This is a genomic window from Gemmatimonadota bacterium (genome assembly GCA_021295815.1).
Lineage (GTDB): Bacteria > Gemmatimonadota > Gemmatimonadetes > Longimicrobiales > Gaopeijiaceae > JAGWBQ01.
In genome coordinates this window covers 42,977-64,292 of sequence record JAGWBQ010000006.1, presented here as the reverse complement: position 1 = coordinate 64,292, position 21,316 = coordinate 42,977, and the positions used below count along the sequence as shown (strand labels likewise).

The following is a 21,316-nucleotide window of genomic DNA, read 5'->3' as shown; positions in this document are numbered from 1 at the left end:
GGCCACTGGAGCATGCCGAGCCCCGATTTCCCAGGGGGCGAGCTGGAGCTTCCGCAGGCTCTTTTCGCCGTCTCGCTGTCGGTGGTGGTCCCGTGCTACAACGAGCTCGCCACCGTGGAGAGGCTGCTTAGGCGCGTGCGCACTCTGCCGCTCGACCTCGAGGTGATAGTGGTGGACGACGGTTCGGTAGACGGAACCCGCGATCTGCTCAGGAAGCTCGAACGCACCGAGCTGATCGACGTTCTCGTGCTCCTGCCGAGCAACCGGGGCAAGGGCGCGGCCTTGCGGGCGGGTTTCGAGCGTGCGACCGGCGACATCGTCGCGGTGCAGGACGCCGACCTGGAGTACGATCCCGTCCAACTGCCCAGCCTGGTCGCACCCATCGTCGAGGGCCTTGCGGACGCGGTCTACGGCTCGCGCTTCACCGGACCTCGGCAGAACACCTACTACTACTGGAACCACGTCGGGAACCGGGTCATCACCACCGTTTCCAACGCGTTCACCAACCTGCGACTGACCGACATCGAGACCTGCTACAAGGTCATTCGCCGCGACCTGCTGCGCACGCTTCCGCTGACTGCGAGGAGCTTCACCATCGAACCCGAGATCACGGCCCGCCTCGCGCAGTCCAGGGCCCGGGTCGTCGAGCTCCCCATCTCCTACCACGGACGCTCCTACGAGGAAGGGAAGAAGATCGGTTGGCGGGACGGCGTTCGGGCCCTGCGCGCGATCCTGCAGTTCAATATCCTGGGCCCCAAGGCCAAGAGGTGGAAGCGTCCGGACCGGGACCCGTGGAGAGAGCGAAATCCGGAGACCGGGAAATGACCGCGGACTTCGCGCTGGTCGTCCCCGCCTTCAACGAGGTGGAGGTGGCCGCCGATCTCGTCCGGGAGCTGCGCAAGGCCTGGAAGGCACACGGCCTCGAGGGCCGGATCGTCGTCGTCGACGACGGATCCACGGACGGGACCGCAGCGAAGGTCAGGGAAGAGGCTAAGGGCTGGGCGGCGCTGAAGGTGGTGGAACACGACACGAACCGCGGCAAGACCGAGGCGATGCTCACCGGGATCAGGGCCACCGAACGGCAGCACATCGTGATCTTCGACGCGGACCTCCAACACTCGCCCGACGAGATCCCACGCTTTCTGGCCAAGCTCGGGGAGGGATGGGACATAGTCACCGGACGGAAGGTCGGCGCCTACGACAAGAAGATGGTCTCCGGGATCTACAACCGCCTCTCCCGAGGCCTTTTCTCGGTGCCGGTATCCGATCTCAATTCGATGAAGGCGTTCAGACGCTCCGTCATCGAGGGGCTGGTCCTACGCCACGATTGGCACCGTTTCTTCGTCGTGCTGGCCCACGCTCGCGGGGCGTCGGTGACCGAGATCGACATCGTGCTCCATGACAGAAGGGCGGGGGTCTCCAAGTACCGGGGGCTGGGGCGTGTGCTGGTCGGCACCCTGGACCTAGCTTCGGTCGCGTTTCTCCTCTTCTTTTCGCGCAAGCCTCTCCTCTTCTTCGGCTCGGCCGGGCTCGGTATCGGCTTCGCGGGCGGACTCGTCGGAGCGGTGTCGTTCTATATGCGCTTCATCCACTCGGCGCTGGGTTTCACGCCGGTCGCGCCATCTTTCGGTTACCGGCCGCTGCTCTACCTTTCGGCGCTCCTCCTAACCATCGGTGCGCTCCTGGTCGGATTCGGGCTGGTGAGCGAGCAGGTGGCTCAGCTCCGTCACGAGGTGAGGGAGTTCCGCAGACGGGACCGCGACCCCGGATCCGACGGCTCGGGCGGGGCCTGACGCGTCGTGGCCGAGCGAACGGAAGCGAACCCCGTGCTGGGAATAGTCGGTCTCGGCTACGTCGGGCTGCCGCTGGCGGTCAAGGCGGCCGCGAAGGGAGTGCGCGTGATCGGATTCGACGTCCTGCCGGAGGTCGCGGTCGGAGTCAATCGCGGCGAGTCTCACGTCGGCGACGTCGACTCGGCGGCCTTGGCCGCCCCGGTGTCGGCCGGCCTCATCGAGGCGACGACCGATACGACGCGCATGAAGGAGTGTTCGGCGATCTCGATCTGCGTGCCCACCCCGCTCTCGAAAACCGGAGATCCGGATGTCTCCAGCGTGGTCGCGGCCTCGGAGGCGGTCGCCGCCGCGCTCGCGCCGGGAATGCTCGTAGTTCTCGAGTCCACCACCTACCCGGGCACCACCCGCGACCTGGTGCGGCCGATTCTCGAACGCGACGGGCTCAGGGCTGGGCGCGATTTCCACCTCTGCTTCTCTCCCGAGCGCATCGACCCCGGCAACGCGGTCTGGGACGCCGCCAACACTCCGCGGGTGATCGGCGGCATCACGCCGGAGTGCGCGCAGGCGGGGATCGAGCTCTACTCCCGCTTTCTCACCGAACTCGTCCCGGTTTCCTCGACCGAGGCCGCGGAGTTCACGAAGATCCTGGAAAACACGTTTCGGGCCGTCAACATCGCGCTGGTGAACGAGGCGGCGATCATCGCCGACAAGCTCGGGGTCGACATCTGGGAGGTCATCGAGGCCGCAGCCACCAAGCCGTTCGGCTTCATGAGCTTCACGCCCGGTCCCGGACTCGGTGGCCACTGCATCCCCGTCGATCCGCACTACCTGGCGTGGAAGATGCGAACCCTCGAATACCGGACCCGCATCATCGACCTCGCCTCCGAGATCAACGCCGAGATGCCGGCCTTCGTCGCCGGCAAGGTGCGCACCGTCCTCAACCGGGCGGGGAAGCCGGTGAACGGTGCGCGCGTGCTCCTCCTCGGAGTCGCCTACAAGCGAGACATCGACGACGTGCGTGAATCGCCCGCGTTCGACGTCCGCCGACTGCTCGCGGCCGACGGAGCGGAGATCGGCTACCACGACCCGCACGTGCCGGTCTGGCGAACCGGCGACCACGACGAGCTGCGTTCGATTCCTCTGACCGACGAGACCCTGGCGGCTCACGACGTCGTCGTCATCCTCGCCGACCACTCCGACGTCGATTACCGACGCGTATTCGGCCGAGCGAAGGCGCTGGTGGACACCCGGCGGGCCGTCAGGAGCGTCTCCTCGACCGACGGTGCGAATACGCCCTTCGGAAGCGATCCCTGGATCGTGAAAGGGTAGGGGACCAAAGGACCAAGGGACCCGCCGCTACTCTGCGGCCGTCACCGACACCGGGCAGACCTTGAGCTCCGGGGTCTCGGTCACGGGATCGTAGCCGCCGCCGGTAAGAATGTTCACCGGCACGTCGTCGAACGAGAACGAGGCGAACACGGTACCGGGCGGGGAGCGATCGGTCTCCTTCACCCGGATGCGCACCGCTCCGCGAGCGCTCCTCATCTCCGCCCAGCCGCCGTGGGCGAGGCCGAGTCCGGCGACGTCCGCGGGGTTCACCTCGAGCGATTCCTCGGAGAGGAGGTATTCGATCCCGGCCGAGCGTCCGGTCTGAGTGCGGGTGTGGTAAGAGGCCAGCCGTCTTCCGGTCGTGAGCCAGATCGGGAATTCGTCGGAGAGGACCTCGGCAGGTTCGCGATACTCGATGAGCTTGAAGATGCCTCGACCGTTCGGGAACTCGTGCTCGTGAAGCCGGGGAGTGCCCGGGTGTCCGCTAGTCGGAACCGGCCAATGGAAGGCTCCGTCGGCGATCCGGTCCCAGTCGAGACCCGCGTAAGTGGGAGATAGCGAGCAGAGCTCGTTGAAGACCTCCTTGGCGGAGTCGAAATCGAACCCTTCGAAACCCATCCGCCGAGCCAGACGCGAGATGATCCACCAGTCCGGCTTCGCCTCGCCGGCCGGCGGGACCGCGGCCCTCAGACGCTGCACTCGCCGTTCGGTGTTCGCGCAAACGCCGTCGGTCTCACCCCACGCCGTCGCCGGGAAGACCACGTCGGCCAGCTTGGCGGTCTCGGTCATGAAGATGTCGATCACGACGAGGCAGTCGAGCGACTCGAGCGCGTGCTGGCAGTGTTTCCGGTCGGGATCGGTTACCACCGTGTTCTCGCCGTCTATGACCATGGCCCGTATCCGGCCGCCGCAGTGTTCGAGCGCCGCGATCTTGGTCATTCCCTCTTCGAGATCGATCTCGCGTCCGTAGGCGGCGCTGAACTTGTCGCGGTGCTCGGGAACGACGACTCCCTGGAATCCGCAGAAGTTGTTCGGCAGCGCACCGGAGTCCCCGGCGCCCTGGATGTTGTTCTGGCCGCGCATCGGATTCACGCCGGTGCCTTCGCGACCGATGTTTCCGGTCATGAGCGCGAGGTTGCACAGGCTCTGCACGTTGTCGACGCCGCAGATGTGCTCGGTGATCCCGAGGGTGTAGTAGACGGCTCCGCGATCCGCTGCCCCGTACATGAGCGCCGCCCTCTCGATGTCGGCGGCCGGAACCTCGCAGACCGGTGCGGCCCACTCGGGAGGAAAGCGAGCCACGTGGTCGAGGAATTCCGCCGCACCCACGGTGCGACCGTCCACGAACGCCTCCCGGACCAGCCCTTCGCGAGCGATCACGTGGGCCATGGCCAGCAGGAGCGCGGCATCGGAGCCCACGCGGATGGGCAGGTAGAGGTCGGCCAGTTCGGCGAGGACGATGCGCCGGGGATCGGCCACGATCATCTTCGCGCCGCGCCGGAGGGCCTTTTTCAGCCGCGTGGCGGCGACCGGATGGCATTCGGTCATGTTGGTGCCGATGCAGAAGATCACATCGGGCTTGTCCATGTCGCGGAGAGGGTTGGACATGGCTCCCAGTCCGATGCTCGTCGCCAGACCGGCGACCGTGGGAGCGTGTCAGGCACGGCTGCAGTTGTCGATGTTGTTGGTGCCGAACCCTCCCCGGATGAGGCGTTGCATCATGTAGGCCGCCTCGTGAGGAGCCCTGCCGGACGCGATGCCGTACACCGACCTTCTTCCGTGCTTCTTCACCGCGTCTCCGATGCCCTGGGCCGCACGGTCCAGCGCCTCGTTCCAGGTGGCGGAGCGGAGCTCGCCGTTCTCCGGATCTCGCACGAAGGGCGTCCTGAGGCGGTCGGCGTGGTGAACGAAGTCGAACGCGAACTGGCCCTTGACGCAGAGAGCTCCCTCGTTGGCCGGTCCGTCCATCGCCGGAAGCACGCCCACGATCCTGTCGTCTCGGCTGAGAACGTCCACCGCGCAGCCTACGCCGCAATACGTGCAAACCGTCCTCGTGGTCTTGGTCTCCCCGGGAAGGTCGCGGTGCGCGAGCGCCTTCAGGTCGCCCAACGCGCCGGTGGGACAGGTCTGGACGCACTGACCGCAGAAGGTGCACGAGGAGTCCTTGAGCAGGCCGTCGAACTCGGTAGCGATGTGCGTGTCGAATCCTCTGCCCGCTGCGGTGATGGCGTAGTCGCCTTCCTGTTCGGCGCAGACCCGCACGCAGCGGTAGCAGGCGATGCAGTTGTCGTAGTCGCGCTTGATGAACGGGTTGTCGTCGTCTTCTCGCGAGCTTCCCGAGCGGACGCCTCGGAAGCGACCGGTCCGGGCATCGTAGCGGTCGAGGAGTTCGCTCATTTCCTGGGAGGCGTAGCCGTGAAGCGGATCCACGTCGAGATCGCGGTTTTCCGACGCCACCATCTCCATGATCGTGCGCCGGTGGCTCTCCAGGCGAGGGGTTCGAGTACGGACCCGCATACCGTCGTTCGCCTTCGCCGCGCACGAGGCCACCGGGTTGCGCGCACCCTCCAATTCCACGACACAGAGCCGGCAGCCGCCGAAAGGCTCCAGCCTGGGATCGTAGCACAGCGTCGGAATGAAGCGGCCGTTCCGGGCGGCGACCTCGAGTATGGTCTCGCCGGGTGTGAAGGCGACCCTTTCGCCGTCGATCTCCAGCTTGGGCGGGGGCGCCCTTCTCGCGCCGTTCGATCCGTTCGATCCGTTCGCGCCGTTCAATCCGTTCACACGCGGCTCCGCAGCCGCCGTTCCTTTCGATCCCATCACGATTCTCCTCCAATGGCGCCGGGGCCACCGGCGACGTGGACTTCCACACGCTCCGGAAACTTACGCACGAGGCTCTCGGTTAGCAGGGGGGCGGCCTGGCCTAGCCCGCAGGCGCTCGTTTCCTTCATAGTCCGATTCAGATCGTCCACCTCTTCGAGCCAGGCGGCGAGGTCGTCGGGCCCGTCGTCGGACAGCCTCTCGACCAGACGCACGGTGCCTATTCTGCAAGGGAAGCACTTGCCGCACGATTCCTCCGCGAAGAACTCCATCGCCCCCCGCGTGACCTCGATCATGTCCCGGGAGTCGTCGAAGAGCATTATGCCGCCGGCGCCCAGAAAGCTACCCTTCGCTCGGATGGAGGGCTCGTCGAGCGTGACCTCCTCGATCTCGTCCCGGGAGAGGAAGCCGCCCGAGAGCCCGGCCATGGTCGCCGCCTGGAACGAACGTCCGGCGGGCGGGCCGCCTGCCTCCTCCAGCAACCGGGCCAGCGGATAGCCGAGCGGAATCTCGTAGTTGCCGGGACGTCGGATGTCGCCCGACAGGCTGATCACCTTCGTGCCGGCATTTCCCGCCCGGCCGAGAGCCCGATACCAAGCGGCGCCGTCGGAGCGCGCGAGGATGGGAGGAACGGAAGCCAGGGTCTCGACGTTGTTCACCACCGTGGGCAGGTCGTTGTAGCCGTGGGTGACGGGGAAGGGAGGACGCTCGCGAGGGAAGGGGCGTTTGCCCTCTATCGAGTTGAGCATGGAGGTCTCTTCGCCGCAGATGTAGGCTCCGGCTCCGCGCCTGACCTCTATGTTGAATCCGCCGCTCCCGGGCGGGCCGGCGTCGCCAGCCGGCGAATCCACCACGGGCGCGCGGCTCAGATAGCCTGCCTCCCGCGCCTCTTCTAGCGCCCGTTCCAGCGTCCCCAAGGTGTCCGGGTATTCGTAGCGCAGGTAGATGATGCCGATGAGGGCGCCGGTGGCGCGGGCCGCTATGGCCATGCCTTCGATGACGGCGTGAGGGTCGAGATCGAGAAGAGCCCGGTCCTTGAAGCAGCCGGGTTCGCCTTCGTCGGCGTTGCAGATCACCGACTTCGGATGTCCCGGCGCATCGGCAACCGCACGCCACTTGCGCCCGGTCGGGAAGCCCGCGCCACCGCGCCCGGCCAGGCCGCTCGAGTCGACGGCGGCGATGATCTCATCCCCCGACATCCCGGATCCGACCCTCTCCAACGCCCGGTAGCCGCCGCTTTCCCGGTATCCGGCAAGGGTCGCGCGTCCCGGTCTTCGGATCTCGGCGAAGACGCACTCGGTCACGCCCTCGACCGGAGGCGGAGGCAGCGGTGAAGGGGAGGGATCTAGCCCGGTCCCGGGCCGACCCTCGAACACCGAGTCTCCTCGAAGCACCGGAACCGGCAGGTCGCACCGGCCCGGACACGCCATCGCCGTCGGACGCTCGTCTCGGGCACGGAGCTCGGTGATGACCCCTTCGGCTCCTCGAAGCGCGCAAACCGGTCCCGTGCACACCCTGGGGCGTGCGTGGCCGCCCGGCTCGCGAGCGAAGTGGTGATAGAAGGTGACGGTGCCGTACAGCTCGGCGATGGGGATTTTCAGCCCCTCGGAGACGGCGGAGAGCGCCGATTCGGACAGATGGCCGTCCCGCGCGTGGAATTCGTGAAGCAGCGGCAGGAGCGGTCCGCTTCTTCCCCTCCAGCGTTCGATCAGCTCGAGATCAGTCGGTCGCGACGGGAGGCTCTGCATCTGGTGGGCGGAGGGGTTCGCGGGTGGAACGGAGGCGCGGTTGCCTAATCTATCTTACATCCATCCCTTCCCGTGCGAAATTCGGGACCGAGCCGGGCCGGGCCAGCTCGAAGGCGGCGTGCTCGGTGGCTTGGTCCCCGTGATCGTCGATGCAGCAACGGGAAAATGGAAGAGCTTGACCCAAGACGTGTGCAACGTCGTACTTCCCGCATTGCGAGGGACGGACTGGAACGCAGACAAGACCGTCACCAAGGATCCACGGTGACCTGACACGCCTCCCCCCTTGGGAGACCGAGAACCCAAGAATCGCCAAGCCAACCATCGCGCCTCGGTGATCGAGCCAACCGGGAAACGGTTCGTGACCACGAGGCCCGCCGCCTAATGAAGGGGCGTGGCTCGATCTGGCAAGACGGAGTTTTCAGGTAAGTGGGGCGAGGCCGGACGGGGCCGTGGTGACAACGTTTTACGACTCAGGCGACATGCGACTCACCTGCGAAGCGACTTCCTAGCTCGATGGCTTATTCCACGATTTCAGACGCCGTGGGCTGTCGTGGATTCCGATTCGTATCAGACTTTGGTGCGGGAGAAGGGGCTTGACCGTTCGCTGGCCGCTTGGGTTGGAAATCGCCTAGGTTTCCAGTCGTGATCCGACTCGGGCGGTTCGTACCTTGTGCGTTGGTGCTGTGGTTCGGGACGACGCTTGCCGCACAGGAACCGGCGCGGGGGCTGCAGATCGTCCGATCCCTCTCGACGGATTCGAGGAATTGTGGCGGGTCGGGGGAACTGTCGGCGACCGGATGGGACGCGTTCGGCTCAGTCAGGACCGTGGCCTTTACTCCCCACGGCGGGGTCGTCGTTCACGACCGCCGAGCCAAGCGGGTCGTCGTCGTGGGCCCCGGCGGCGAGCTGGTCCATGAACTTGCCGACGAAGGCGACGGGCCGGGCGAGTTCCGGTTCATTCATACGGTCCTCGTCGGACATGACGGCGGGCTCACCGTCTACGACGGGTCTCACCAGGCATTCAAGCTGTTCACCGGTACAGGGCAATTTCGGACTGCCGTTCGGGTTGGTGTGGACGCGTCCGCACCATGGATTCGACCGCCCCTGACACCGTCGAATCGTTCGGACGCGGCATTCCTGGCCGTGCCTACCGACTCGGGTCGAACGCGGATGATCGAACGTGTCGTGTTCGAGGACAACTCGGTTAGGACCGAACCATTCTACCAAGCATGGCGGTCGGCGGAGCAAGGGCTTCGCGATGGTGTGACATTCAAGATCACCTATTCCACCATGACCGGCCAGCCGGAGACTGCCGAAGCGTTTTTTCCGCAGTTGCAGATGGACCGGCTGCCGGGCGGGGGTTTGCTCGTCGTGGATTCCTCCGCATACGAGGTCAAGATCCTCGATCCGGCCGGGAGCGTAACCGGAGTCGTGTGCCGTCCGATCGCACCGGTCGTCGTTGACGCACCGATTCGCCGAGAGATGCAGGAACAGCGGCGGAAGAAGGCAGAGGAGGACTTCGGTGGGTCGGAGTTGGTGTTGGACCCGTTAATGAAGGCTATCGAAGACATGAGGTTTTTCGCGGAGGTGCCGGTAGTCACGGACGTCCGGGCCGGTTGGAACGGCGAGATCTGGGTGCGCCGTCACGGCGAGGAGCCCGTGCAGGAGGATGGACCGATCGACGTCTTCTCGTCTGACGGCACGTATGTGGGCACCTTTGACGAAGCCGAGTTTCATTGGCCTGGCGCTCTGGGACCGGATGGACTCGCGGCGTTCATCGAGCGGGACGAGCTTGGCGTACAGGCCGTGTTCGTGGCTCGCCTGCTATCCGCTCTTCGCCGCGCGACGCCCTCTCCCGGTCCCGCGCCCCAGGCGCGCCAGGGTCGCGACAGCTCCTGCTCAGGGCGCCGGTAGCCGACTCACAAAGTCCGAGCGGTGCCGCGAACCTGCGGGAACGTGTCTGCCTGACCTGCAGGGAAGGTGTCTGCCTGACCTATATTTCCTGCGTAGGTTTCCAGGCACCACATCCCAGACCCCTAACGGCGGGCAAGCGGAGACGACATGAAACCAGGGCGGTCCAGACGCGTGCGCGTGAACCGGGTGGAGGAGGGAGCGGTCAGGACGCCGGAGGATCGGGTAGCGACCGAGGAGCCCATGGAGATCAGGCTCGAATGGAGGGAGGGATCGGGCGTGGAGCGCGAAACCCCCGTCGCGGTCACCATGCGCACTCCCGGGGACGACTTCGATCTCGCCGCCGGCTTTCTCCTCACCGAGGGCGTGGTTTCGAGCGCCGCCGCCATAGGGGGCGTACGCTACTGCGCGAAGGTATCGCCCCAGGAGTACAACGTGGTGTCGGTCACGCTCAGCGACCCGGGCGCGTTCGACCCGAGTTCGCTCGCTCGCAATTTCTACATCACCTCTTCGTGCGGCGTCTGCGGCAAGGCGTCGCTGGAAGCGGTCCAGAATCTCGGCTGCGAGAACCTGGACGGCATCGAATTCGACCTGCCCGCCCGGGTCGTCTCCGCTCTGCCCGCCGATCTGCGCGCCTCCCAGCCCGTCTTCCAGGCGACCGGAGGCATCCACGCCGCCGCCGCCTTCGACGCCGACGGAAGGATCCTCGTATCCCGAGAGGACGTGGGCAGACACAACGCTGTGGACAAGGTTGTCGGGGCTCTGGCGATGAGGGGTGACATCGACCTCGCCGAACCGAACAGCTCCACCGGCCTCCGGGAAGGTCCGAACCGACGAAGACCGGTCTTGGGGATCGTCGTCTCCGGCAGGGCCTCGTTCGAAATCATGCAGAAGGCGGCGATGGCGCGCATGCCCGCGGTCGTTGCGGTCGGCGCTCCGTCGAGCCTCGCCGTGGAGTTCGCCAGGGAGTTCGGCATGACCCTCGCCGGATTCACCACCGATCGCTCCTTCAACACCTACTCCCGCCCAGATCGCATCAGCCTTTCGGAGGTTACGTGAGCGCCACCGCCACGCCGCGAAGAGGACCCGCGCGCATACTGATCGTCATCCCTACCTACGACGAGCGCGACAACGTACCGCGCAAGGTGCCGCTCGTTCTGGCTCAGGATCCGCGCATCGACATCCTGGTGGTGGACGATTCGTCGCCGGACGGCACGGGCGAGATCGCCGAGGAAATGGCGGCGGCGGAGCCTAGGCTCAACGTCCTCCACCGGCTCGGCAAGGAAGGGATCGGCAAGGCCTATCTGGCCGGTTTCAAGTGGGGGCTGGCACGCGACTACGACGCGATTTTCGAGATGGACGCGGACATCTCCCACCCGCCGGACTCCCTTCCGGGAATGATCCGTGCGCTTACGGACCACGACTTCGTGGTCGGTTCCCGCTACGCGGAAGGCCGAGTCACCGTCTCCAACTGGCCCATGAGCCGCCTGCTCATCTCGTTCTTCGGCTCGCTCTACGCCCGCACCATCACCGGACTGCCTATCCGCGACGCCACGGGCGGATTCAACGCCTGGAACCGGCGCGTGCTGGAATCCGTGGAGCTCGATCGGGTCCGTTCCAACGGGTATTCGTTCCAGATCGAGCTCAAGTTCCGAGCCTGGCGCAGGGGCTTCACCTGGATCGAAATTCCCATTCTCTTCACGGAGCGGGATTCCGGGGAGTCCAAGCTCTCCAAGAAGATCGTTCGCGAGGCGATATGGCGCGTCTGGTGGCTCAGACTGCGACAGCTCACCGGGCGGTTGTGAAGGCGATGGAGGCTTCGGCTCTTCCCGAGGGGATCGTAATCCGTAAAGATTCCGAAGATACGTCATCGGCCCCGGGGCGTGACGGACTCGAGATCGAGAGGCGCTTTCTCGTCCGCGTCAGCTCGGCGGCCTGGACGAGATTGGGAGAGGGAAGGCTGTTCCGACAGGGCTACGTCCGCTCGGTGGATCCCGTGGTACGCATCCGCGTCGGTGAAGAACGCGGACCGGTCGTGACCAGCAAGTCGGGTGCCGGCGTGCGGCGGACCGAGGCGGAGTCGGTCGTGAACGCTGCGGTGGCCGACGCGCTTTTCGCCGCGGCCGGCCGGGCGGTGATCGAGAAGGTGCGCTGGCGGCTCGGGCGCTGGGAACTGGACCGTTTCCTGGGTTCTCTCGACGGCCTCGAGCTGTTGGAGATCGAACTCGAGGAGGAACTGGAACCGCTTCCGCCCCCGCCGGACGGAATCAAAGTCCTTCGGGAGGTGACCGACGACGGCAGGTTCACGAGCGCGGGGATCGCCCAGATGAAAGCGAAAAAACGCCGGGCCTTCGTGCGAAAGGTCTACCGAAAGGTCAGGGGATGGAAGGACACGCGCACAAGCCGATAGGCCCCGCGGCCACCGCGCGGGAGCTCCGGGGCAGGGACGGGGAAGCCCGCGGCGCTACGCCAACCCGGTGATCTCGCCGTCCGGCGTGAGCGCCATGCGCATGGCCGAGGGCACGGCCGCAAGACCGGGCATGGTCATGACGTCTCCGGTCTTGACCACGACGAAGCCCGCTCCTGCGGACGGGGTCACCTCCCTGACGGTTATGCGGAACCCGCTCGGACGGCCGAGGAGGGCGGGGTTGTCGGAGAAGGAGTACTGCGTCTTGGCGATGCAGACCGGAGCGTCGGCCATGCCGAACGTCTCAAGCCGGTCGAGTTCGTCGGTGACCCCCGGCAGATAGTCCACGCCGTCGGCCCCGTAGACCCTTCCGGCAACGGCTTCGATTTTCGCGGTGAGCGGCTCGTCGTCGGAGTAGGGAAGGTTGAAGTCGCACTCGCCCGAGTGCGCGAGCTCGAAGGCCGCATCGGCCAGGTCCACGCAGCCCGGACCGCCACCGCCGTGGGGATTCGCCTCCACCGCGCGGATGCCGCGGTCGGCAAGCATCCCCAGAAGGGCGGCGACCTCCGCGCCGGTATCCTGGGTGAAGCGGTTCACGGCGACGACGGCGGGAATGCCGAACCGGCGAATGTTGTCCACATGGCCGAGAAGGTTTTCGGCTCCGCGGAGCAGGGCGTCGACGTTCTCGTTCCCGAGATCGGAGTAGGCGACGCCTCCTTGCATCTTCTGCGCTCGAATGGTCGCGACGATCACTGCGGCGTCAGGGACGAGGCCGCCGAGTCGGCACTTGATGTCGCAGAACTTCTCGGCGCCCAGATCGCTCCCGAACCCGGCTTCGGTCACCACCACGTCGCCAAGCTTGAGAGCCGAGCGGGTCGCCGCCAGCGAGTTGCAGCCGTGCGCGATGTTCCCGAAAGGTCCGCCGTGAATGAACGCGGGCACCCCTCCCAAGGTCTGGACCAGATTCGGATTCATCGCATCCCGGAGCAGGATCGCCATCGCGGTGTGAGCGCCGATGTCCCTCGCGTGAACCGGCGTGCGCGCTCTCGTGTACCCGACGATTATCCTGCCCAGCCTCTCCTCGAGGTCCGCCAGATTCCGCGCCAGACAGAGAATGGCCATTACCTCGGAAGCGGCCGTGATCACGAAGCTCTCTTCCCGCGGGATGCCTCCGAGCGGCCCTCCAAGACCCACGACGATCTTGCGCAGTGCGCGGTCATTCATGTCGATCGAACGGGGCCACGTGACCCGCCTGTGGTCGAGCTCGGTGGAGTTGGGACGGAAGAGGTGGTTGTCGAGCATCGCCGAAAGCAGCGAGTGCGCCGAAGTGACGGCGTGGAAGTCACCTGTGAAATGCAGGTTGATGTCCTCCATCGGAACCACCTGCGAGTAACCGCCGCCGGCCGCGCCGCCCTTGATTCCGAAGACCGGCCCCAGCGAGGGTTCGCGAATGCAGAGAACCGGATTCCGATCGCGAAGGGCGAGGGCGTCGGCGAGCCCAACCGCTATGGTCGACTTGCCTTCGCCGGCCATCGTCGGGCTCACACCGGTAACCAGTATGAGCTTGGCGTCCCGGTCGGGGCGCTCGTCCGCGACCTGGAGCGGGACCTTGGCCTTGTAATCGCCGTAGCGAAGGATCTCGTCACCGCCGAGGCCTACTTTTTCGGCGATCTCGGCGATGGGGCGGATAGCGTGGGCCTGGGCGATCTCGATGTCGGGGCGCATGAGGATTGGTGAGAGGGAACGGGGTCCGGAACGTCGCAAGGAAGTCAGGTCACCGGGTTCGTTGGCGAAGCGCTGCCGGGAGAGGGCGAAGGCAACCGGTACAAGATACCGCCGTTACGGGCAGGATATACGAAACATATCCAAACACTTCGAAATCCGACCCCGGACTCCATGACGTCCCGAGGTTCGAGGAGAGAAGCTTGGTTCGCATAAGATGCATTATGTGACTTTCTGTGTTTTTGGCTGGATCCCACGCAGGTCGGATCCCCCCTCCCCTTGAGGGCATCGCCCGTACGCTGATCCTCGACCAACACGGGGTCTGCGATCCGAACGACGACAAGGACCGTCTTCTTCTCGGCTTCAAGGACACGATGGCGAAGTTCGAGGTCCGCAGGACCAGTGCCACGGCTTGTCGGTGGCCGGAAGAGCGCGGCCGTCGTTAAGCGAGATCTGCATGTACTCGCTCACCGCAAGTTGGAGTCGAACCGGCGTGAACCGCACTTTGGCCGACCCCGGCGACCCTGGTAACCCGGTTCAGGCGTACCGGCTGGGCTCCCTGTCCCCGGCACCCGGAAACTTTTCCGGCGAGTCAGTTCGCCGGAAAACCCTCAAGACCGCCCCTGTTCCGGAGAACACCGAATTACCTTCCTGCGGGCCTGCCCAACAGGGCCTCCACCCTCTTGAACCGGGTTTCGTTGGTTCTCTCGGTTTTCAGCGGGAGCGTTCAATGTTGGGCGGCCGTTCCGCTCTCCCTGACCCACCTGGAAAGGGAAAAAACATCTATCAGCTCCCAAACACCAACTGCCGCAAGTACTGCAGCTCCCACGAAGAGAAACGGCAGGAGGCCGACGATACCTAGACCCAGCAGGACAAAGCCGCCGATACCTAGTGCCAGCATGGTCTTGGCGTGTTCCCGCTCCAGATAGAACCTGTGGCCTCCGAACAGACCCGTGAACCACCAAAGCAGGATGGCCACCCCAATAGACTTCGTGGGTTGTGTCGTAGTCATGATGGGCTCCCGGTTGAGTTTACGAGAGATGGAAAGATGGTGGGAAAGCACGAAAAAACACCTGTCGCAATGTAATACTTTCACGTGCGGTGAGAACGTCGACTTCGCATGCAGCCACCAGCTGGTCCGCACACGTTCCTCGGGGTCCCTGATGCGCGTTCACCGGCCACGCGGACATTATCGAGCTGGGGTGGGGTCCCCAAGGAAGGAGTGGGCTCGGGGGCTCCCTTCAGTTCCCCATCGCCGTCCGCAGCCCTTCCAGCCGCATCACGTAGCGGCCGCGGTCAGGGTCGTTATCCTCGAAGCTCGCCAGGATCTCCTCGTAGAGCGCCGCCGCACCGGCGAGGTCGCCGCGTCCGACTCGGAGACGGGCGGCGGCGGCGAACGCGTCGCGCTTCTGGTAAGCCAGCTCCGCGCGATCTGCGATTTCGAGATACAGGGTCTCCGCTTCATCGGGCTCGTTTTCCTGTTCGAGAGCGGCGGCGAGGAGGGCGGCCGCCTGGAGCTCGATGGGCGAACTCGGCGATCTGCCTACCGGATCGAGCACCACGACCGCCTGTTCGGAGTCGTCGGAGTTGAGGTAGAGCTCTCCCAGGACCAAACGAGCTTCCGGCGCGTGGGCGGTGCCGCCGAAGTTTTCAAGCAGCGAGACGAGACTGGCCTTCGCGCCTTCCTCGTCCGCCTGGGCCAACAGAGAGTGCGCGAGAGCGAGCTCGTCCCTGGCCAGGGCCGTTACCTGACGCTCCTGGTCGCGGAAGTAGAACACGCCCGCGACAGCCACGGCGAGTACGATCACCGCCGCCGTCGCCAGATTCTGGTGCGAGCGGATCCAGCCGACGACCGCGGAGGCTTTTTCCACGAAGACTGTGTCCGGGTCCTGCGAGTGGGTGTGCCGGACGCGGCGGGAGCCCGGGTGGCGCTTCGACATGTCGTTCCTCTCGAGGTGCAAGTGATTCCCTGCTGATGCGGTGATGGAATTTACGCCAATACCGGAGGTCGCGGAGGACCGAGACCGGAGGTTGACCGCGACGGCTGTTTCTCCGAAGTTGATCCACATGCAACCTTCAAGGAGCGACCGATACCCGATGACTCGGATCAAACCTCTGCTCTTCACCCTGGTCGGCGTCGCGTCCCTCGCCTGCTCGGGCGACACCACCGAACCGCCTCCCGAGGAGCCGACGCTGACTCGGATCACCATCTCTCCGTCGGACCTCACGCTGGAGATCGGTCAGACGCAGCAGCTCTCCGCCCAAGGCACCTATTCAGACGGCTCCACCGAGAACCTGAACCCGACCTGGTCGAGCTCGGCGGCCGACGTGGCCTCGATCTCGGTTTCCGGCCTGGTGACGGCCGTCGGCGTCGGCGTCGTCACCATCTCGGCAAGTTTCGACGGACTCACCGGCTCCGGTTCGATCACAGTGACCGGCTCTTTCTGCGAGGACCGCACCGAAGTCTCGCTCGCTCCCGGCGAGCACATGGTGACAGGTGGCGACGAATGCCTGCTCCTGCGGTCTCGGACCACCGCCGACTATTACCGCATCGCCGTCACGCGACCGATAGCGACCGAGAACGCGGCCGACGTCCACAGCGTTATCGTCGAAACCAGACGCACGGTCTCGGCGGCCGGCCCGGTCGTCGCGGCCCCGGCCGGTTCGAACCCGTCAGCACGGACGCCCCGCCGCCCGGCGGATCGGTTCGGCGACCTCGACGGCAGCGTCATCGTCGGCAACCTTCGCGTCCAGGCCGCCACTCGTCGGGCGCACATGCGCTCGATGGAGGAAGCTCAAGCGGAGTTCGGACAATGGGCGGGCCGGATCCCGACCTCGCCCGTCGGAGCGCGGACCGACCACCTCCCTGCCCCGCCCGCGCGGCGGGCGATCAACTCGACTCTTCGGTGCTCGGCGAGCTCCGAGCCTCACCTGCTCATCGGTTACAACGACCATATCTCGGTCTACCAGGACAGCGCGAGGTGGGCGGTTTCGCCCATGTCCACCGTCACCGCGAACGAGCTCACCTCCTACTACGAGTCCGCCGTCGCCCCGATGATCGCCGACAACTTCGGCGCCGTCTCCGATATCGACGGGAACGGACGCATCGTCGTGACTACGGCGTCGTCTTTGGGCGACTCGATCTCCGGACTCGTCTGGACCGGACATTTCCTCCCCAAGAGCAGTTGCGCCGGATCGAACGTCGGCGAATACATCTTTCTGAACGACAGCATCGCCAACGCCGTGGACGACAGCGATCCCGGCTGGTTCATACTTGGAACACTGGCCCACGAGGCGCAGCATATCGTGGCGCTCCATCATCGCCTGGCGTCCGGACAGGATCTGCATCCGAATTGGATCGAGGAGGGACGAGCGGAGGTCGCGGCCGAGCTCAGCTCCCGGTACCAGTGGGCTGCGGAAGGAGGGCCGGAAATCGACGCCCGAGTGGACCTCGGCATCCTTGGGGAGCATCTCTGCACACCCATGCCCTGCGAATGGAGGCGTTCGTCCTTCGCTCTCGTCAATCAGCTCGCAGGCGCCATCATCCACCTCTCGACACATCCCAACAGCCTGGTCGTAAATCCCGACGGCGCTCACCAGTGGCATAGCATTTACGCATCCGGGTGGCATGCCACGCGATTCCTGGCCGACGGCTACGGCGAGGGCAATGCGGGCGAGCTCCTCAAGCTGCTCTCCGGTCCCACTCTGGTTACGGGGATACCCGGGATCGAGGCGGCCACGGGCAGAAGATACGACGAGATGCTCACCGACCTGATCGCGGCGATGTCCTTCGACGGATCACACCCTGAGCGGCAGGCCCCTCGAATCACCTCCTACGAACTTTCGAGCATCACTCAGATCTTCGGTTCTCCCGCAGTGCTCGATCCCAGCGGAGAGTACCCCTGGCCCGTGACCGCCGGCGACACGCAGAACCACCTGGAGTTCGGAGACCGACGCATCGAAGGCCGATCCGGGCCGTCGGGATTTCGCTTCCACGACTTCCAAGCGACCGGCATCAACGACGCGATGCTGGTGCGGATCACGGCGCAGGCGCCCACGACGGTGGTGGTGGCGAGGATCAGGTAGGAAGCTTACGCCGCAGCCGGCTTCAGGTGGACCCTCGGCAGGGTGATGCGAAACTCGGTGAACTCGTCGACCTCGGTATCCACCTCCAGCTTGCCGCCGTGCTCCTGGATGATCTCATGCGTGATCGATAGCCCCAGCCCGGTTCCCTCGGTCCCCTTCTTGGTCGTGAAGAACGGATCGAAGATCTTCTCCAGAACCTCGGGAGGCATGCCGGTGCCGTTGTCGCGGATCGCCACCACGACCTCGTCGTCGCGTCCCTCCGTGCAGAGCGTGATGGTCGGCGAATAGCCACCCCCCTTCTCCTGCCGGCGCCGGGAGTCGGTCGCATGGCAGGCGTTGGTGATGATGTTGAGGAAAACCCTGCTCAGGTCGCGCGCGATCGCGGTCATTTCGCCGGCGCTATCGTCGAACTCGCGAACGAGCGTGACGTTGAACTCCGGGTTGGTGGCGCGCAGACCGTGGTAGGCCAGCTTGGCGTATTCGTCCAGAAGTTGGTTCACCTTGACCGGCTCGGGATCGGCAGTCTCCTCCCGGGAGTGGGCGAGCATGCCTTCGACGATCCGGTTCGCCCTCATGCCGTGCTCCCGGACCTTGGTCACGTTCATGGTCAGATCGCCGAAGAGCTCGTCGACATACTCCCAGTCCACCTCCGCTAGCCGTTCGGAGCTTGGAACGTTCGCCCCTTCTTCGCCATCCGTGCCCAGCTCCTCCTGCATTTCTTCGATGAGCTCCCTGGAGAGAGCCGCGAAGTTGTTGACGAAATTGAGCGGATTCCTGATCTCGTGAGCGATACCGGCCGTCAGAGCGCCCAACGAAGCCAGCTTCTCCTGGCGAACCACCTGTTCCTGGGTCTCCTCGAGGTCCAACAGCGTCTGCTCCAGTTCCTTGTTTTTCGCCTGAACCTCCTGCACCAGCTTTTCCACGAGATTCAGACGCTGGACCTCGATAGCGTGTCTGCGGAACACCTCCAGCGCCCCCGCCATGTCGGAGAGCTCGTCGTTGCCGGCAATCCGGACCTCCACATCCAGTTCACCCCCGGACATCCTGGCCATCGACCCTGAGAGGTGCCTGACCCGGTTGAGGAGACGTTCGCCGAAGAACTTCCAGCCGAAGACTATGGCGGCGACGACGGCGACCAGATTGAATGCCAGGATCGTCCAAAAGCCGGTCCGCACCACGAGAGCCGAGCTCGCGGTCGCGGCTTCGGTGGAGGCCTGAGCTTCCGAGCGCAAAGTCTCCACCTGCAGCACCAGCGAATCCGCCGCCGCCAGATTGTCGCTGGTGAGAGTCGCCACCTTCTCGATCTCTTCCAGCTCCAGGATCCGGGTCGAGTAGATGCCTCCCGGCAGAGTGTAGAGGTTGTCCAGCCTCTCCAGGTAGCCGGCCAGATCGTCGGCCAAGGGCCCATCCAGATCCGAGAGATGGCGTTCGACGTCGGCGAGTTCCGTGTTCACCCGTTCCCGGTTCGCGAGCAGATTCTCGGACGTAGGTTCGGTGGCCGCCTGCAGCATGAGGGTGACCATGCTGTTGGTCGAGGCGTCGGCGTTGAGAAGCGCGGAGTAGTTGTCGACTTCGGCCGACGACCGGCGCAGCCCCATGGAAACGGGCGCGACATCGCCGAGGCTCCGCCATCCGGTGACGATGAAGAAGTACTGCCGGTCCTTGGCGTCCTCCATGTAGGATCCGAATTCGAGCAGCTCCTGTTCCACCTCCGCGACCTTTTCCTCGAGCTGGATCCGCTGCGCCATGCGCACCTCGGTCGTCAAACCGATGGCGTCCAGGTTCATCAGGAGGTTAGCGGCCAGATCCGCGATCTTGTCGTTGCGATCCGACTCCGACCCGCTGCTCACCAGCTCGTCGATCCAGAAGCGCAGCTCGTCACCCAAAACCTGAATGTCGCTCTTGACGATGGAAAGGGCCTCCTGGTTGTCGGAGGCGGCGAATCGGGGAGAAACGCCGATCAGTTGCCGACTCAGATCTCTCACCTCGAACGCGGCGACCAGGCCGGGAACCTGGACATCCGCGATCTCCCGGTGGTGCTGGTTCACCGCGAGCATGAAGCCGAGAGCCACGACGCTCGCCGTCAAGGTCAGGAGGACGCCGAGGCCCAGTCCGGTACGCACCTGCGGGCCGATCCCGAACCGTCCGTCCGTCTGCTGCCGCAGCCGCCGTGCCAGGGGTTTGGGAAGACGGTCGAGAACCCAAGTGAACCAAACCTGCAACCGTTCGTCGAGCTTGCGCAAGTTCCGCTCGGAAAATTTCTCCCGATACCACTCCCGCCCTCGGACCACGAGAGAAAGCCGTTCTTCGCTCATCGTCTCAATCTGGAGAGAGGTACGAATCTGCCGCCGCGAATCTCGGTCAGAAACACTCGGTCGGAGCCTTGGTTGTCCTGCGGTCCGTACCTTACCTCGAAGCCGCCCAGGTCGATCGGGCTGGCGGTGCGCAGGGCTTCGACGAAATCCTCTCGCGTCGGATCGAGTCCGGACCTCCTCAGGTTTTCCACGGTGAGCAGGCCCGCCAGGTAGCCCTCGAGCGAGACGAAACCCGGGTTCGCATCCGGGTCCACCGCCGCAAGAGCCTCGTGATAGCGAGCCACCACCGGAATCGAGGTGTCCCAGGGGTAGGGTACGACCTGCGTGACCACGATCCCCTCCCCTTCCCTGCCGAGCTCCTGCAGCAGAGCGTTGCTCCCCACGAAGGAGATGTTCACGAACATCGCGTCCAACCCGACCTTCCGGGCCCATCGGATGAAATCGGCCACCGGCCGGTAGGCCCCGATGACGATGACCGCTTCAGGGTCCGACTCGTCGATCTCCAATAGGGCTCGCCGCACCGCGCTCGTGTTGCGCACGTATGTGCCCTCGCTCACGAGTTGCATGCTGCGCGAGGTCATGGCGCTCCTGACTCCCTGGAGGCCCGCGTTTCCGTAGCTGTCGTCCTGATAGAGGACGGCTATTCGTCGGACGCCGAGGTCGTCGGTGAGGCGCGCGACCATCTCTTCGGTCTCCTGGTAGTAGGAGGCGCGGACATTCACCACCCAAGGCCTGGCCTGCCGGAGAAACTCGGCGCCGGTGAACGGTCCGATGTATGGTGTTTCGGCGGCGGAAGCCATGGGCTCGGCCGCGTTGGAGGTCGGTGTCCCGACCGCGCCGATCAAGGCGAAGACGCCTTCTTCCAGGAGCGCGGCGGTGTTGGTGATCGCACGTTCGGGTTCGTAGCCGTCGTCGGCCACTCTGAGCTTCAGCAGCCTTCCGTTAACCCCCCTGCCCCGATTGGCTTCCTCAAAGGCTGCGAGCACGCCCAGGTGCATGCTCCGGCCGAGATCCCCGGCCGGCCCGCTCAAGGCGGCGGACTGCCCGAAAATGATCGAGTCGGGGAAGATGCCCCTGGTCGTCGCAACGTCCTGAGCCGCCGCCGAGGGCTCCAAGAGCACGTCGGGCGGCGTGACCTCTTCCGCTCCGGAATTCGGTTCGCCCGCACCGCACCCCGCGCCGAAG

The 21,316-nt window shown here is 65.3% G+C and carries 17 protein-coding genes; 8 read left to right on the top strand and 9 right to left on the bottom strand.

The window, feature by feature from the left end; translation table 11 throughout:
* The first annotated feature begins 12 nt into the window (after positions 1–12).
* The 3 genes from J4G12_03425 to J4G12_03415 are packed head-to-tail and all read left to right on the top strand — an operon-like array spanning position 13 to position 3,122.
* Entirely contained in the window at positions 13–825 is an 813-nt protein-coding gene (locus J4G12_03425; protein ID MCE2454856.1) for a glycosyltransferase family 2 protein, read from the top strand.
* The gene (locus J4G12_03420) at positions 822–1,793 is read left to right on the top strand and encodes a glycosyltransferase family 2 protein (protein MCE2454855.1); all 972 of its coding nucleotides are present in this window, start codon (positions 822–824) and stop codon (positions 1,791–1,793) included. Before J4G12_03425 ends, J4G12_03420 begins: the two co-directional genes overlap by 4 nt.
* A gap of 6 nt (positions 1,794–1,799) precedes the next feature.
* Positions 1,800–3,122, top strand: a complete 1,323-nt coding sequence (locus J4G12_03415) for a nucleotide sugar dehydrogenase (protein ID MCE2454854.1) — start codon at positions 1,800–1,802, stop codon at positions 3,120–3,122.
* A 27-nt stretch (positions 3,123–3,149) separates the two neighbouring features.
* Here the strand turns inward: J4G12_03415 and J4G12_03410 are convergent, their stop codons facing one another.
* From J4G12_03410 to J4G12_03395, 4 genes are all read right to left on the bottom strand, one after another.
* Positions 3,150–4,730: a molybdopterin-dependent oxidoreductase gene (locus tag J4G12_03410; GenBank protein MCE2454853.1), complete on the bottom strand. Its 1,581-nt coding sequence runs from the start codon at positions 4,728–4,730 to the stop codon at positions 3,150–3,152.
* Positions 4,731–4,778: 48 nt separating this feature from the next.
* Positions 4,779–5,942, bottom strand: coding sequence for a (2Fe-2S)-binding protein (locus J4G12_03405; protein ID MCE2454852.1), 1,164 nt, complete (start codon positions 5,940–5,942; stop codon positions 4,779–4,781).
* On the bottom strand, positions 5,942–7,690 hold the full coding sequence (locus J4G12_03400) for an NAD(P)H-dependent oxidoreductase subunit E (protein MCE2454851.1): 1,749 nt from the start codon (positions 7,688–7,690) through the stop codon (positions 5,942–5,944). Before J4G12_03400 ends, J4G12_03405 begins: the two co-directional genes overlap by 1 nt.
* Before the next feature lie 813 nt (positions 7,691–8,503).
* Positions 8,504–8,653, bottom strand: a complete 150-nt coding sequence (locus J4G12_03395; GenBank protein MCE2454850.1) for a hypothetical protein — start codon at positions 8,651–8,653, stop codon at positions 8,504–8,506.
* A 300-nt stretch (positions 8,654–8,953) separates the two neighbouring features.
* On the opposite strand from J4G12_03395, the gene J4G12_03390 reads away from it, so the two are divergent.
* The 4 genes from J4G12_03390 (at position 8,954) to J4G12_03375 (ending at position 12,011) form a co-directional block, all read left to right on the top strand.
* Positions 8,954–9,604: a hypothetical protein gene (locus J4G12_03390; protein MCE2454849.1), complete on the top strand. Its 651-nt coding sequence runs from the start codon at positions 8,954–8,956 to the stop codon at positions 9,602–9,604.
* Positions 9,605–9,751: 147 nt separating this feature from the next.
* The gene (locus tag J4G12_03385) at positions 9,752–10,660 is read left to right on the top strand and encodes a formate dehydrogenase accessory sulfurtransferase FdhD (protein ID MCE2454848.1); all 909 of its coding nucleotides are present in this window, start codon (positions 9,752–9,754) and stop codon (positions 10,658–10,660) included.
* Positions 10,657–11,406 carry a polyprenol monophosphomannose synthase gene (locus J4G12_03380; GenBank protein ID MCE2454847.1) on the top strand — a complete coding sequence of 250 codons (750 nt, stop codon included), beginning with the start codon at positions 10,657–10,659 and terminating at the stop codon, positions 11,404–11,406. The genes J4G12_03385 and J4G12_03380 overlap by 4 nt, the downstream gene beginning before the upstream one ends.
* Positions 11,403–12,011: a hypothetical protein gene (locus J4G12_03375; protein ID MCE2454846.1), complete on the top strand. Its 609-nt coding sequence runs from the start codon at positions 11,403–11,405 to the stop codon at positions 12,009–12,011. The genes J4G12_03380 and J4G12_03375 overlap by 4 nt, the downstream gene beginning before the upstream one ends.
* Positions 12,012–12,065: 54 nt before the next feature.
* Here J4G12_03375 and J4G12_03370 read toward each other — a convergent pair whose 3' ends face one another.
* The 3 genes from J4G12_03370 to J4G12_03360 form a co-directional block, all read right to left on the bottom strand.
* Positions 12,066–13,733, bottom strand: coding sequence for a formate--tetrahydrofolate ligase (locus J4G12_03370; GenBank protein ID MCE2454845.1), 1,668 nt, complete (start codon positions 13,731–13,733; stop codon positions 12,066–12,068).
* 724 nt (positions 13,734–14,457) lie between these two features.
* A complete protein-coding gene (locus tag J4G12_03365; GenBank protein MCE2454844.1) occupies positions 14,458–14,742 on the bottom strand; it encodes a TM2 domain-containing protein in 285 nt (94 codons plus the stop codon).
* Positions 14,743–14,971: 229 nt separating this feature from the next.
* Entirely contained in the window at positions 14,972–15,670 is a 699-nt protein-coding gene (locus J4G12_03360; GenBank protein MCE2454843.1) for a tetratricopeptide repeat protein, read from the bottom strand.
* Positions 15,671–15,827: 157 nt separating this feature from the next.
* Here J4G12_03360 and J4G12_03355 point away from each other — a divergent pair, with 157 nt between their 5' ends.
* Complete coding sequence (locus J4G12_03355; protein MCE2454842.1) at positions 15,828–17,816, top strand: Ig-like domain-containing protein; 1,989 nt, start codon at positions 15,828–15,830, stop codon at positions 17,814–17,816.
* Positions 17,817–17,821: 5 nt separating this feature from the next.
* Here the strand turns inward: J4G12_03355 and J4G12_03350 are convergent, their stop codons facing one another.
* On the bottom strand, positions 17,822–20,131 hold the full coding sequence (locus J4G12_03350) for a HAMP domain-containing protein (protein MCE2454841.1): 2,310 nt from the start codon (positions 20,129–20,131) through the stop codon (positions 17,822–17,824).
* The gene (locus tag J4G12_03345; protein ID MCE2454840.1) at positions 20,128–21,252 is read right to left on the bottom strand and encodes an ABC transporter substrate-binding protein; all 1,125 of its coding nucleotides are present in this window, start codon (positions 21,250–21,252) and stop codon (positions 20,128–20,130) included. Before J4G12_03345 ends, J4G12_03350 begins: the two co-directional genes overlap by 4 nt.
* Between the last annotated feature and the right edge of the window lie 64 nt (positions 21,253–21,316).